At 47.8% G+C, this 13,179-nt stretch carries 14 protein-coding genes and 2 tRNA genes; 5 read left to right on the forward strand and 11 right to left on the reverse strand.

What is annotated here, in order from left to right; all coding sequences use genetic code 11:
• Positions 1-62 precede the first annotated feature (62 nt).
• From ACOCLE_RS22105 to ACOCLE_RS22135, 7 genes are all read right to left on the reverse strand, one after another.
• Positions 63-1,586 carry a hypothetical protein gene (locus tag ACOCLE_RS22105; RefSeq protein ID WP_419534267.1) on the reverse strand — a complete coding sequence of 508 codons (1,524 nt, stop codon included), beginning with the start codon at positions 1,584-1,586 and terminating at the stop codon, positions 63-65.
• Positions 1,587-1,686: 100 nt separating this feature from the next.
• Entirely contained in the window at positions 1,687-2,292 is a 606-nt protein-coding gene (locus ACOCLE_RS22110; RefSeq protein ID WP_419534268.1) for a TetR/AcrR family transcriptional regulator, read from the reverse strand.
• Positions 2,293-2,375: 83 nt separating this feature from the next.
• Positions 2,376-2,795: a EutP/PduV family microcompartment system protein gene (locus ACOCLE_RS22115; protein ID WP_419537254.1), complete on the reverse strand. Its 420-nt coding sequence runs from the start codon at positions 2,793-2,795 to the stop codon at positions 2,376-2,378.
• 11 nt (positions 2,796-2,806) lie between these two features.
• Complete coding sequence (gene eutS / locus ACOCLE_RS22120; RefSeq protein ID WP_020582494.1) at positions 2,807-3,178, reverse strand: ethanolamine utilization microcompartment protein EutS; 372 nt, start codon at positions 3,176-3,178, stop codon at positions 2,807-2,809.
• Positions 3,179-3,242: 64 nt separating this feature from the next.
• Positions 3,243-3,716 carry a cupin domain-containing protein gene (locus ACOCLE_RS22125; RefSeq protein ID WP_020582493.1) on the reverse strand — a complete coding sequence of 158 codons (474 nt, stop codon included), beginning with the start codon at positions 3,714-3,716 and terminating at the stop codon, positions 3,243-3,245.
• A gap of 34 nt (positions 3,717-3,750) precedes the next feature.
• Positions 3,751-4,014, reverse strand: a complete 264-nt coding sequence (locus ACOCLE_RS22130; RefSeq protein ID WP_419534269.1) for a hypothetical protein — start codon at positions 4,012-4,014, stop codon at positions 3,751-3,753.
• On the reverse strand, positions 4,011-4,280 hold the full coding sequence (locus ACOCLE_RS22135) for a EutN/CcmL family microcompartment protein (RefSeq protein WP_020582491.1): 270 nt from the start codon (positions 4,278-4,280) through the stop codon (positions 4,011-4,013). The genes ACOCLE_RS22130 and ACOCLE_RS22135 overlap by 4 nt, the downstream gene beginning before the upstream one ends.
• A gap of 538 nt (positions 4,281-4,818) precedes the next feature.
• Here ACOCLE_RS22135 and ACOCLE_RS22140 point away from each other — a divergent pair.
• From ACOCLE_RS22140 to ACOCLE_RS22155, 4 genes are all read left to right on the forward strand, one after another.
• The gene (locus tag ACOCLE_RS22140) at positions 4,819-5,598 is read left to right on the forward strand and encodes a hypothetical protein (RefSeq protein WP_419534270.1); all 780 of its coding nucleotides are present in this window, start codon (positions 4,819-4,821) and stop codon (positions 5,596-5,598) included.
• A gap of 127 nt (positions 5,599-5,725) precedes the next feature.
• Complete coding sequence (locus tag ACOCLE_RS22145) at positions 5,726-6,688, forward strand: MBL fold metallo-hydrolase (RefSeq protein ID WP_419534271.1); 963 nt, start codon at positions 5,726-5,728, stop codon at positions 6,686-6,688.
• A gap of 187 nt (positions 6,689-6,875) precedes the next feature.
• Positions 6,876-6,951, forward strand: a tRNA-Phe gene (locus ACOCLE_RS22150).
• 39 nt (positions 6,952-6,990) lie between these two features.
• Positions 6,991-7,066 (forward strand) — tRNA-Phe (locus ACOCLE_RS22155).
• 194 nt (positions 7,067-7,260) lie between these two features.
• On the opposite strand, the gene ACOCLE_RS22160 is transcribed toward ACOCLE_RS22155, so the two are convergent.
• Positions 7,261-8,646 carry an ATP-binding protein gene (locus ACOCLE_RS22160; RefSeq protein WP_419534272.1) on the reverse strand — a complete coding sequence of 462 codons (1,386 nt, stop codon included), beginning with the start codon at positions 8,644-8,646 and terminating at the stop codon, positions 7,261-7,263.
• A gap of 24 nt (positions 8,647-8,670) precedes the next feature.
• Entirely contained in the window at positions 8,671-9,342 is a 672-nt protein-coding gene (locus ACOCLE_RS22165) for a response regulator (RefSeq protein ID WP_419534273.1), read from the reverse strand.
• Between the two features lie 120 nt (positions 9,343-9,462).
• Between ACOCLE_RS22165 and tnpC the strand changes: the two genes are divergently transcribed.
• Complete coding sequence (gene tnpC / locus ACOCLE_RS22170) at positions 9,463-10,899, forward strand: IS66 family transposase (protein WP_419534274.1); 1,437 nt, start codon at positions 9,463-9,465, stop codon at positions 10,897-10,899.
• On the opposite strand, the gene ACOCLE_RS22175 is transcribed toward tnpC, so the two are convergent.
• Positions 10,889-11,932: a transposase gene (locus ACOCLE_RS22175; protein ID WP_419533005.1), complete on the reverse strand. Its 1,044-nt coding sequence runs from the start codon at positions 11,930-11,932 to the stop codon at positions 10,889-10,891. The two genes, tnpC and ACOCLE_RS22175, sit on opposite strands and share 11 nt — an antisense overlap.
• A 157-nt stretch (positions 11,933-12,089) precedes the next feature.
• Positions 12,090-13,034 (reverse strand): class I SAM-dependent methyltransferase, encoded by a 945-nt coding sequence (locus ACOCLE_RS22180; RefSeq protein ID WP_419534275.1) that lies wholly within the window; start codon positions 13,032-13,034, stop codon positions 12,090-12,092.
• Positions 13,035-13,179 lie beyond the last annotated feature (145 nt).

The following is a 13,179-nucleotide window of genomic DNA, read 5'->3' on the forward strand; positions in this document are numbered from 1 at the left end:
TTTTTTATTGTTTACGGGAGGCAGGGCGCCACGGTTCATTAAGCCAGCCCTGGCCCGTGTATTTAATGCTGATCCCAGACTTTCACTATACCAGCAATGGTGCCTACATAGGCAGTGCCATCGGGCATTAGTGAAATACTTCCGTAGTGATTGTTATAGCCCTTGCCAATTCCGGTCAATACCTTATAAACCAGCTGGCCAGTATGGGCGTCTACTGCGGTGAAGTACCAGGCATGCATATTGTCCGGATTCTGTTCGTCACGTGTATAGAGATAGATCAACCCATTGGCCAGAGAGACTTTGGGTACGGCGGAAGGTGAGCTGATCTCAAGATTTTCCCAGGCTTTTGAGCAGGTACCGGACTCAGGATCAATATCAACCCGGGCAATGCCGGGTTCGGCGCTGAAATTTTCAAATGGCCCTTCATAGCCATAGTTGTTCTCTACGATCAGACTATTACCCATGGCGACCATGGAGTTCTCACTGGTGCCCAGATTGGCCTTAAAAACCGGAACCTTACAGAGCTCGACTGACTGATCATTATCAGTCGTTTGTTTATAAACCATGACATTGATCTGACCATCGGCATTATCGGTGATGGCAACATACTCATTACCTATCAGGGTAGGGGTTGTGCCTGTGCCATGGCCCATGGTGCCCGGTTTGGGGGCAGAACCACGATCATAAGCCTTACGCCATAGAATGGAAGGTTCTCCTTTCTGGTTACGGGTGAAACGATACATAGCATGGTCTGATGCAATGAATACCCCATTGGGGCCAACCGCCATCGCATTATCAATATGTTCCTTGTTCAGTTCGATGACGTTGATCTGCTGACCATTGCGATCACTGACCCCCACCAAACCTGTACGGGTAATAAACCAGTAGTTGCCATCCCAGTCGGGAATCAGATCGATAACGCGATGATCTTCCCTGCGTACCGTATTGAGAGCTTCTCCCAAATCAATGCTGCTTTCCCTGTTCCATTGAATCAGGCCACTTTCCCCCTGAAGTGACCAGATTTCGATAGCGGGGCTGTTGCTGGCCAGCAGAACCCGGTTCTGGTGGTCGACATGGAAATAAACGCCACCTCCAAATTTTTTGCCCAAAGGCAGCCAGTGGGTGATTTTTTTACGGGCAATAATCGACAGGGTTTCCGGATCTCTTGCAACCAGGGTAACTCCAAAGGGGGTTACGCAGGTGGACAGTAATCGGCCATGGTCATCCATTACCGAAGAGACACAGTTACCCACCATCGGGTGGAACTGTTCGGAATCAATCTGGGTGTTGTGTCCCTGCGGGCCGCCCCACGGATAGCTATCACTTTGGTGGCTGTCGTTGTGCATGCTGTTTAACCCCTGCCTGGCAAGAAAAGGGTGTTGTGGAACAGCGGGTGCCATAATCGGTTTTGGTTGATGGGGCTGTCCGATAAACGTTGGAACAGTGCTGGCGATATCCGTAACCGGGTCTTCAGGAATTGGCCCCTCAACGTTGCGGGTAAACCACAGCAATAGTGACAGTGCCAGCAGGGTGGCAAGTGCCAGAAACCATAGAGTACTGCGCAGGAAAAGCCGGATATATCCCATAAAACAACCTTATTCTTATTATCCAAGTAAATGCTTGGTTTTAAGGGTATTCGTGTGTTCCATCAAAAACAAGTCAGTTTCTGAACCCTGCCAGACGTATTCAGCGGTAGTTATTGAGGTAGCTGTTGATCAGGAGTGTGCTTTCAGCTTTTAAAAGGCTGCGCATGGAGGCAGGGGCTTTAACGATCATTTGCACAGAATTACTGAACAGTTCCACCAGAACCTGCATCACGGCCTGCTGATGCTTGCCATTGACTTTGGGGCCCGCTGTTTTCTGAGGAATGGAGTGCACCACCAGATCAATCAGATGTTGGTCCGCACTGGCTTTAACCGCTTTTAATGCCGGGACAGATCGGAGCGCATCTTTCAGTGCAATCATCCAGGGGGCTTTGACCATCTGCTTAACCTGAGCATCAATGATCAGCTCAACCCGCTTGTTTTTATCGGAGTGGGCGGATAGTAATGGTTGTATCTGATCAAGCTGCTGCTGGTTGTATTGCTGTAGCAGCTCTTGAATGATGACATTCTTGTTGGGGAAATAGCGGTACAGCGTTGAGATATTGACTGAAGCTACTTCTGCAATGGCATTGGTGTTCAATCCTTCATAGGATTTTTCCGCCAGTATTTTCTTTGCAGCATCCAGAATTACTTCGACGGTTTTTATTGATCGAGCCTGTCTGGGAGTCAAACGGGTTTCACTGCTCACATCACCCTCCCTGATGTTTTAAACATTGAGGGTTGTGATTCTAGAGTGAAGTCAGCTGTTTAAAAACCACTGCATGAGTAAATTCATGTATTGGCCTGGAGAAAGGCTTTTAAGGCATCCATACCGTCTCCCGTCACAGAGCTGATCTCGAACAGGGTTTTGATACCCGCCGCTGTCAGTGCTTTTCGAGAGAATTCCGGATCGGCTTTTTCACTGTCGATCTTGGTAATAATGCCAATTACTTCACGATTGAACATACTGGCAAAGCCTGGAGGGATCAGGTTCTGCTTTCTTGAGCAATCATGAATAACAGCAATCAGTTCGTAGTCAACAGACGATGACATCAGTGCGGCATAAAAACGACGGTTTTCAATAAACTCCCCAGGTGTATCGAGTATGAAATCACTGTACTCCATGGCCTGGGTTTTTTTGTACTTCAACTCCTGCCCATAGAGAGCCTGAGTTAATGTGGTTTTGCCTGAGGTGGTCGAGCCCACCAACATCATCTTTTTCATCAGGAGCGGGTAACCTGCGTAGGGGAGAACTTCAGGTTGTCCCTGAGCATATCCATGGCAGCATTCAGTCCGGCTTCAACACTGCCTACATCGCCAGTAATCACCAGGCAGCCAGAGAAACGATCCAGAAAACCGATTTCAACACCAGCCGCTTTGGTTGCAACGTCTGCGGCAATCATTGAGGCTTCGCTGGGTGTGATGGTCATAATGCCGATAGCGCTGATGGTTTCAGCATCAAGACCCAGTTTGATGACCAGGTCTTCTTGAGGGTGAGCAATCAGATGCGCCAGAGTGACCTGTTTACCCGGTACGTACTCCTGAATGATGCGCTCTTTCTTGTCGAGAAGGTTTTCCTGGAAGTTGCCACTCATGATTATTTACGACTCTTGTCTTGCAATTGATATGGCTGACGAAACGCCAGCCATATACGATTCATTACTGTTGCTTCTGGCGTGCAATCTCTTCCCAGTTAGCTGGGTAAGCGACAAACATAAAGCGGGCGAAGTCCGGGGCGCTGAACTGGATTGTTGATCCTTTTGGAATAAACATCACATCGCCGGCATGGCCAACCACTTCACGGCCGTCGATAATGATTTTCAACGTACCTTCTACGATGTAATCCACTTCGTCGTACTCCAGAGTCCACTCAAATGTGGTCTGGTGAATTTCCATCATACCGCAGCCAAGGCGAGGGCTTTCATCCAGATCAAGGATGTCGGTGATAAATACTTTGTCACCTGGGTTGCCTGTGTCAAAAGGTTTGCACTTGACGGTTGGGGCCTTGATCACCGCAACACCGGAAGGATCGGCGTGCTTCTCAAACTCAGGGGCAGCGGCCTGCTTGGTCAGCTGTTCAGCCACCACTTTACGGATGATTTGTTCCAGTGCTTCCGGGGTAATCTGATTCATGGTCAATCTCTTGAATACGATGTGAAAAACAGGATTATTTGAGCAGGCGCTTTAATACTTCCTGCTGAACTCGTTCGATATGCTCTGGGGAAGAGATATGGAATTCCCCGATAAGGAGCTGATGAATGCGCTTTTTCAATACTTCTACTGAGCTGGCCTGGGAGCTTCGGATAACCTGAATGCCCTGAATTTTTGCCAGATCATCGGCTCCAGGAGAAAGCAGCATGCCTTTTTCAAGGATGAGGCAACCATCAGAAACGAAGTCGTGAAGATTGTTGCGGGTGATGAGGCGGCTCATCGGCTCACCTCCATGTTGTCCACAATACCAACAATGGCTTCATCAACCGGGCCTTCAGAAGGGCGTATGGCTCTTCGGGCAGCACCACCCCGGGCGACCAGAACGATGTCACCAATGCCGGCGCCAACGGTATCAACGGCAACCAGTGACTGACCGGTTTCCTGTTCGCTGGGGTTGATCAGCTCGACGATCATTAATTTGAAGCCACTGAGACCATCCTGTTTGCGGGTGGCCCAGATGTTGCCAGTTACCTTGCCAATCAGCACTTGCCATACTCCCGGAAAATGGTTGGGCTCGAAATTTCAAGGTTGAACATTAATACAGGGGTTGAAAAGCTCAGTTGACGAAAGTCAGTTTTCCAGAAATCAGAAAATTAACCTGGATCAATATTTGGGCAGTTTTTGAGGTGTGCCTGGGTGTCGTTGGGTATCTTATCAGAGGGGGGCTGGGCGCTAATTCCATATTCACTGTTTTTGTCCCGGGACATGAATGTGGTTTGGTTGAGGCCGTGAACAGGCTTTCTCAACCAGTACTCCACTGTCTAGCCACGCTTGGGCAAGGTATCTTGGAACAACGCCTATGCTGAGACCAAGCTGAAATCATTGGTGTTCGACTCACCTTGATCAAGTGTTTGGTTTGAGTTTCTCTCTGCTTCGTCTAGCCTTTGTTCATACTATTTATTCTATTTTTCCTTCTATATGAATGATTTCACCATCAGCTGAGCTGATGGTCGTCATTTTTTTCTTTTGATGTGTTAATGGATTTCCTTAAAACCATTGCCTGTTAATGGCACAGGAGGTACAGATGACGCTGACCAACAAAGAAAAAGTAGTGCAACTGCTGAAGGGCCTGGAAACAGGTGACACCAGTGCGTATGCATATATAAATCCCCAGAAGTATGTGCAGCACAATCTTGGCGTTGCGAACGGTTTTGATGGGTTCAAGGCATTGATGTCTGACCTTCCGAAGGGCAGTACTAAAGTGGATGTGAAGCGGGTCTTTGAAGATGGGGACTATGTCTTTACCCATATGGATTATGATTTTTTTGGACCCAAAGTAGGCTTTGACATTCTTAAGATGGAAGATGGTTTGATTGTTGAACACTGGGATAACCTGACTGAAAAAGCCGCCTCTCCCAACCCCAGTGGGCACACTCAGACAGATGGCTACACGGAGATTACCGACCGGGACAGAACGTCAGAAAACAAAGCACGGGCTGCCAGCTTTGTAAAAACCATCTTGATGGAAGGACAGTTCGATAAGATCAGTGAATACATTACCCCCGGAACTGCTCATTACATCCAGCATAATCCAGTAATTGCTGATGGGGTTGAGGGTTTACAGGCTGCAATAGAGCACATGGCGGAGCAGGGGATTACCATGGAGTATAAGAAAAACCATAAAGTGTTGGGTGAGGGCAATTTTGCATTGAGTGTCAGTGAGGGAGAGTTTGCAGGCAACCATGTGGCGTATTACGACCTGCTTCGTCTTGAGGACAATAAAATAGTCGAACACTGGGGAGCGATAGAGACGATACCGCCGGAGTCGGAGTGGAAAAACAGCAACGGTAAGTTTGGTTTCTGACTCTAGTCCTATAAGCTCCAAAAAGGCACTAATGATGGTGCCTTTTTTATCACTGCCTCATGATCAAACTGGCTGGGCTATATTGAGCTGGGTAATAAAAGCTTCCATCTCAGAAAGGCAATTTCTAATGACGAAAAAAACATTTGCATCTTCAGGAGATCTTGAACAAAAAAAAGAGACACTGGAAGTGCTGGCGGATGGTGTTTATGCCTTTACCGCTGAAGGTGATCCCAATGTCGGGGCCGTTGAAGCGGAAGACTTTCTTATTGCGTTTGAGGCTCGGGCAACGCCAAGAGCAGCGTCCGACTGGTTGAATGAACTCAGAAAGCATACGACCAAACCCATTAAGTACCTGGTTTTGTCTCATTATCATGCGGTCAGGGTGTTGGGTGCGTCCGCCTTTTCAGCAGAATCGATTATTACCCACGAGAACACCAGGTTCCTGATTGACGAGCGCGGTATGGATGACTGGGAAAGTGAGTTTCGCCGTATGCCCAGACTGTTCCGGGAGCCTGAGGGAATTCCGGGGCTGACCCACCCTGATATTGTGTTTAACGATCGATTGGAAATCCCGCTGGGTGGGCTTCGGGGAAGTCTGGTGCTTGAATACTGTGGGCGAGGTCATACTGCCGGAGACGTTTGTGCCTGGTTGCCTCAGCACAACATTCTGTTTACCGGTGACCTTGTTGAAGCACAGGCTGCGCTCTATACCGGCGATGCTTTTCATTTTGACTGGTCCACAACTACCCTGGATAAGGTAAAAGCATACGGCGCAGAGACGTTGGTCGGTGGCCGTGGAGCAGTTGTTCGTGGTCGGGACCGTGTTGATGCTGCTATCGAACAAAGCCGTACTTTTCTCAAGACCATGATTGATCAGGTAGGAGCGGTTTATAACAACAAGGGCACGTTAAAAGAAGCGTTTGCTGCCTCTCATAGAAGTCTGGCTCCTCAGTATGGTGGTTGGCCCATTTTTGAGCACTGCCTGCCATTTGACGTTCAGCGCCTCTGGGATGAGTTTGATGGTATCGACTGGCCCAGAATATGGACTGCAGATCGGGATCAGGAAGTTTGGGATCAGTTGCAGGGTTGATATTGAATGGTAATAGGCTGTGTTTGAAAGGTTTGTATTGCGACGAAGCGATGGGTGGATTGTTATAAGTAGCCCCTTGGCTTGTATACCCATCGGCTGGCCATAAAAATTTATATATGACTTGACTCTCCAGGGGGAAATCCGTTTAATACGCCTCGCACATCGTTTTCGTTGTTGTCTGAACAGCGCCTGGGTAGCTCAGTTGGTAGAGCAGCGGATTGAAAATCCGCGTGTCGGTGGTTCGATTCCGCCCCTAGGCACCACTCTTAAACAATTACGAAACATACGTGCCTAAAAATTTAGCCTGGGTAGCTCAGTTGGTAGAGCAGCGGATTGAAAATCCGCGTGTCGGTGGTTCGATTCCGCCCCTAGGCACCATATAGAAAAGCCTTGAGTATCTGCTCAAGGCTTTTTTTGTTATGGGATAATTAATACCAATCGAACCTTCTAACTCCCTATTGCACTGAAGATTTGAGCCTTAATCCTGCGTTGCCGATCGTCGCCTTGCCTTAAGGCTCAAATCTTATTGCTCATAACGGGACTTAGAAAGCACGATTGGTATAACCAGAAAATTAACCGCCCTCAAACCTGACAATAACTTCCAGACCGCCTGACGCTGCTGTACCAAGCTTAATGGTTGCTCCGTGCAACTCAATAACATGAGCAACGATTGAGAGCCCCAGCCCTGCTCCTTCTACATTGGAGGCATGTCTGTCGCTATCTGCACGGTAGAAACGATCAAATACTTTTCTTCGCAGTTTCTGAGGAATGCCGGGGCCGGTGTCAGTGATGCACAGGATCGTCTGCTGATTGCTGACGGTAACTGACAGTTTGATCGTACCCTCATCTGGAGTGTAAAGAGCGGCGTTTCTGACAAGGTTGCTGATCATGATATTCAGCCCGGAATCATCGCCTTGAATGACGGCTGGCTGTGTGCCTTCCAGTGTAATTGTCTGTCGTTTATCCAGAATCAGCTGGATATTGTCTGCAATAACTCTCTGACAAACTTTGTACAGGTCAACGGTCTGGAAAGTGGCTAGGTAGGCATCAGGTGTCGTTCTTGCCAGGATAAGCAACTGCTCCACCAGGTGAGCCATGCGCTGATGGCCTTTGAGGGAAAGGTCTATCGCTTTATCTTTTTCATGCCCCTGTTTTTTTATCGCATTCTGCAGGTGGACACCTAACCCTGCCAGCGGTGTTCGCAGTTCATGGACTGCATAACCGACAAATTGCCGTTCCCGGTTAAATGCGTCTGACAGCCTTTTCAGAAGCTGGTTGATTGAGCTGATCAGAGGTATCAGCTCTTTTGCTGGATTGTTAATGGGTACCGGGTGAAGATCATTCGCTTCACGACGTTTGAGCTCATTAGCCAGGATAATGACAGGCTGAAGCCCCTTATTGACCAGCCAGCCAATCATCAGGAAGACCATTGGAAATGTAAACAGAAATGGAAGGATACTTTTTAACGCAATAATGCCCCCCATTTCTCCCCGAATATCGCCACGCTGTGCAGTAATGATCCAGCTGTTTTTTCTGGTTATATGCAGGGTAAATACCCGCCAGTCGTGCCCAGCTGTGTTGATATTGCGAAAGCCTTCCACCAGAGGAAACTCCCAGAAGTCGGGTGTATTTTCAGAGTGGGCAAGCAGCTGTTTGTTCTCCGTAAAAATCTTGAAGAACAGTTTGCCTTCATACTTGTGGGCTCGAAGGCCTGCGGCAGCGCCTTGCCATTCTTCGGGATCAATCTGAATAGGGACGGTCATGATCTCATTTTTATTGAGATTGCTGGTTAGCATCAGACTTAATGCCCGGGCGTATTGAACCAGCTGGGCATCTTGTAACTCTTCGGCTTCCAGGTAACTTTCATGGTAGCTCCAGGTCATGGTGACCAGTTGTGCCAGTGTCATGGTAGAGAGCAGGCCGATCAGAAGAAATCTACGGATGGAGTGTTGTTTCATAAACCGCCATGAACGAATAAAAAGCTACTTAACAACCAGCCAGCCAACACCACGAATAGATCGAATGAAGTCAGCGCCTGTTTTTTTCCGCAGGTTGTGGATGTGGACATCCACAGAGTTGCTGCTGATTTCTTCATCCCATTCGTACATACGGTCAATCAGTTGTTCTCGGGAGAATACCCGGCCAGGACTTTCCATCAAGGTGCGGAGCAGAGCGAACTCTCGTCTTGGCAGAATGTAGGTTTCAGTGTCAACCGTCAGAGAGTAGCGGGAGGTATCCAGTATCACTGAACCAACCCTGATGGTTTCAATGGCGATGGGGCTGAATCTGCGTTCAAGGACTCGCAGGCGGGCTTGCAGCTCTTCAACTTCAAATGGCTTGGTCAGGTAATCATCGGCACCACTGTCCAGCCCGAGTACTTTGTCACCAATGGAATCTCTGGCAGTCAGCACCAACACAGGAAGGGCAATACCATCAGATTGCATTCCTTTTATTCGGTGCAGCAGATCCACTCCATCCATATCGGGCAGGCCAAGATCCAGGATAATAAGGTCAGGCCGGGTTTCCTGGTTGTGGATGATCTGCAGAGCCTGATGAGCCCTGCTGGCCAGAGATACTGACCATTTGTCGTTCGTCAGTGCACTCTGAACTCCCTGGGCAAGCAGGTCATCGTCTTCAATCAGAAGAATGTTCATTTCAATATCGGGGTGCACTCTCTAAAACAGGGTAACTATTCAGCACCCTTCATATAAATCTGGAATTTTCTGATTTTTCGACCATCATCTTATACTCAATTTTTCTAACAAATCTCCAGTATGGAACCAGACTTCCCAGCTACTCCGTTTACCGAAGCTCTCCTTAAAGAGAATGAAGAGCTTCGGACCGAGAATGCGCTTTTACGGGAACGTTGCAGCGAACTGGAAGAAAGGGTTAATAAAAACAGTCAAAACAGTAGTAAGCCACCATCGTCAGATGGTTATCAAAAGCCCAGTAAAAAAGGGAGTGATAAAGGTGATACATCTTCCAAAGAAGCCCCCTGCTCCTCACAGGAAACACCGAACCCCAAAAGCCTTAGACCATCTTCAGGCAATAAACCAGGTGGCCAGAAAGGTCATCAAGGCTCTTGTTTGAGACGTGTCGCCTTACCCGATTATGTCAGGCATCTGAAGGTTGAAAAATGTTGCTGTTGCCAGTCTTCGCTTATCGATATTAAACCCACCAAATACATTGAGCGACAGGTTTTTGATCCAGGTAGACCCGGAGAATTTGAAGTTACCGCGTACTGGGCAGACGTTAAAGTATGTCCTTGTGGTAAACGGAACACCGCTGAGTTTCCCCAAGGAGTGAAAGCCGCTGCTCAATACGGAGAAGTGACTCAGGCAATGGCTGTTCATTTAAACCAGTATCACTTCATCCCATATCACCGGGTGTCTGAGTATTTCAATACTATTTATTGCATGAGTGTCAGCGCAGGCTCTGTTGCCAATTTTGTTGCCTATACCCATGAGAACCTGGCCTCTACTGAGCAGAGTATCCGCGATGCTTTACAAGAAAGTCCGGTTGCAGGAGCGGATGAAACTGGCATGCGGGTTGACGGTTCACTGTGGTGGTTACACATTATGCGAGATGACCAATGGACGCTTTACTACCTCTCAGAAAGGCGAGGTTGTGAAGCAATGGATGCAATGGGCATCCTGCTGACTTTTGCAGGCATTCTGGTTCACGATCATTGGAAGTCCTACTTTGCCTATGCGGCAGTGCATGTGCTTTGTAATGCCCATCATCTGAGAGAGCTTCAGGGAGTTGTCGATAGGGATGCGAATAAGCTGGCTCTGCGGCTGATGAAATTGCTTACGCTCTCCTGGCACTTCTGCAAGAAATACAAAGCAGCCGGTCTGACTCAAATGCCTGGTGCAATACAGCTTCGCATTGAGACGATATACGACCAAATCCTTCAAAGGGCTCTCACGAAGGAAACCGCTTATATGGAAAAACAACGACAGGTGCTTGGACGTAAGAAGGTCAGGAATACCAAGGCCTACAACCTGTTCAAAAGGCTTATTGAGTTTAAGGTTGAAACGTTGCGCTTCATGTCGGACTTTTCAATTCCCTTCGATAACAATGGCAGTGAACGTGATGCCAGGATGGCCAAACTTAAGCAGAAGATCTCAGGCTGCTTCAGAAGCGAAGACGGAGGTACCATGTTTACCCGAATCCGAAGCTATTTATCATCTGTAGAACTTACGCATTGACAGCTCTGATAAAAGATGGTCTCAGCCAGTCTTTACCATCAGAGAAGCTCTTAATGAAGTCCCAAATAGCATCCTTGAGCGCATCATTCTTAACGCGATAGATGCTACTGAGAGATTCAGATACTTTCTTGGCCTGAAGGCAGGCATACCCAAAGATAGAGGCAAAAATATGGTTCCTGACCTGCTGCTTTCCTCTCACCTGAAAGCGCTCAATACTGCAGAGTTGTTTCAGCGCCCGGTGATACTCTTCGATCGCCCAATGGTGCAGGTGAAGTTCATTAAAGCCTACCTGTGGTGATACCTCTGATCCAGCATGGGGTGTGTAGACGACGTAATGGCGCAGCTCGTTTTTTAGCCGCGTCCGGTACAAACGCACAGAACCAAAATTACGTAGCCAAACGGTTATTCCCTCTTCAGGAATCTCCAGGCTCTGCACTTGTTGGTAGTCACCCTTTTGGATAGAAACAGTACGGTTGCTTTTAACGGCAAACATAAAACCCAGACCGTTGTTTTTCACAGTCTTCAGGTTTGCGGCACTGCTATACCAGGAATCCCCCGTAACAAATGCAGGTCGTAAGCCCCATACAAGTACTTCTTTCAGCATCTCGAGAAAATAATCATTTTTGGACTTTCCGTCCGCAGAGTCATAGATACGGAAATTGACAGGAAGGCTATAGCCTTTGATATCGGTGTAATAGAGCGTTATGAGATTAATGCCCTTGACGGCTTTATGATGCTTGCCCGAGTAATGATAGCCGATGAATGCCGTGTAGTTACTGTACGGCTTATCCAGCACCGTATCATCAACCGATAGCGTGCCCCCATCAAGAATCAGCCTTGCGGCTACTTCCATGAAAAGGTCATTGGGAGCAAAGTCTTCACGTTGTAGAAAACGGTTAACGCTGTGGTGTGACATATCTCCGATCTCACTAAGGCGAGTACAGGTTGCTGATTTCGGCTCACACAATAGAAACCCTGTATATTTCGGCAAATCACACCCAGCTGTTGTAGGTCTTGTTATCTTTCTACGCACGACGACATCCGCTATTTTTTGCTGATCTAGCAATTTTTACAGCTGCCTGTCAATGCGAAAGTCCTAATCTGCTAAAAAGCAGGGGTTGAACATATTTCAGGCGCTTCTTAAAGCGGTTCGAAATTACAACAATACGCCTTTGCTGGGTGCTGAATAGTTACAAAACAGGTACAGGTCTCCCAGGTGGCGAAATGGGGAGGAATTGGTCCAGAATTTCTCTGGGTCGATAAACACCCGCTTTACGCTCTCTCATTCTCTCCACGAGCTTTTTGATGGGCTTCAACAGGCCCTGCCCCTGAAAAAGGTATTCCAGCCAGCCTTTCTGGTGCAGACGCGTTCTGATCTTGGCAACAGATGTTGTATCCGGCAAGCGGATTTTTACCGGTATCTGTTTAGCTCGAAAGAGAATTTTCAGGTTGGATCCAGTATCAATCATAATGGCATCAAAATGCTGACTGGCGGCAGCCATCAGGGTATCGATGCTGAAATAGTAAAGATGCGCCTTGAAATAGATGTTATGAGGTGAAGCGTCCCTGGCTTCAATCCAGGGCACTTCAATCAACAGGTAACCCTCTTTGCTAAGCAGCTGGTAGGCCTGATTGAACGCCTGTTGAGGTGAGGGCAGGTGTTCAAGTACATGAAACAGCGTGATTACATCATATTGCCCGGTTATGTTGTTCAGGTTACCCGTCTTGATATCGCAATGGTACTCTTTCCTTGCGTAGTCTGAATAGCCCTTGTTCGGCTCTACACCACTGGCAGCAAAGCCTGTTTTGCCTGCCAGGTAGGTGAATTCACCACCACCTGCACCTACATCCAGAAGTCGGCCGGCTTTGATGCCCGCACTTTTCAGGAAATTCAGGCGCTGCAGAGCGGTCTTTCCAGCACGATAAACATGTTTGGATTTGGGCCTATAAGTGCCTTTATAGTCCTGACGGTATTCATGATGATAATAGCGGTTTAACGTCTCTTCATCGGGAATGAAATTCTGTTGAATCAGTCCACAAGTGCTGCACAGTGAAACATTCAGAGGTTCTGAGCTTTTGGCATCCTTACTGGATACCAGCTCCAGACTATCATTACTGCAAAGTTGACAGGGCATAGGTCTGCTGGGCCTGTATTGAAATTGACATCAAAAAATAAAGTGATGATCTATTCATCAGTTCCAGCAGGGTAACTGAGTTAACTTAACGCAAAATTAAGGTGTTTCTGCTCAGGATTTTTTTATTGGCCGCTCTTCCTGTGGA

Source organism: Endozoicomonas sp., assembly GCF_965196975.1.
Lineage (GTDB): Bacteria > Pseudomonadota > Gammaproteobacteria > Pseudomonadales > Endozoicomonadaceae > Endozoicomonas.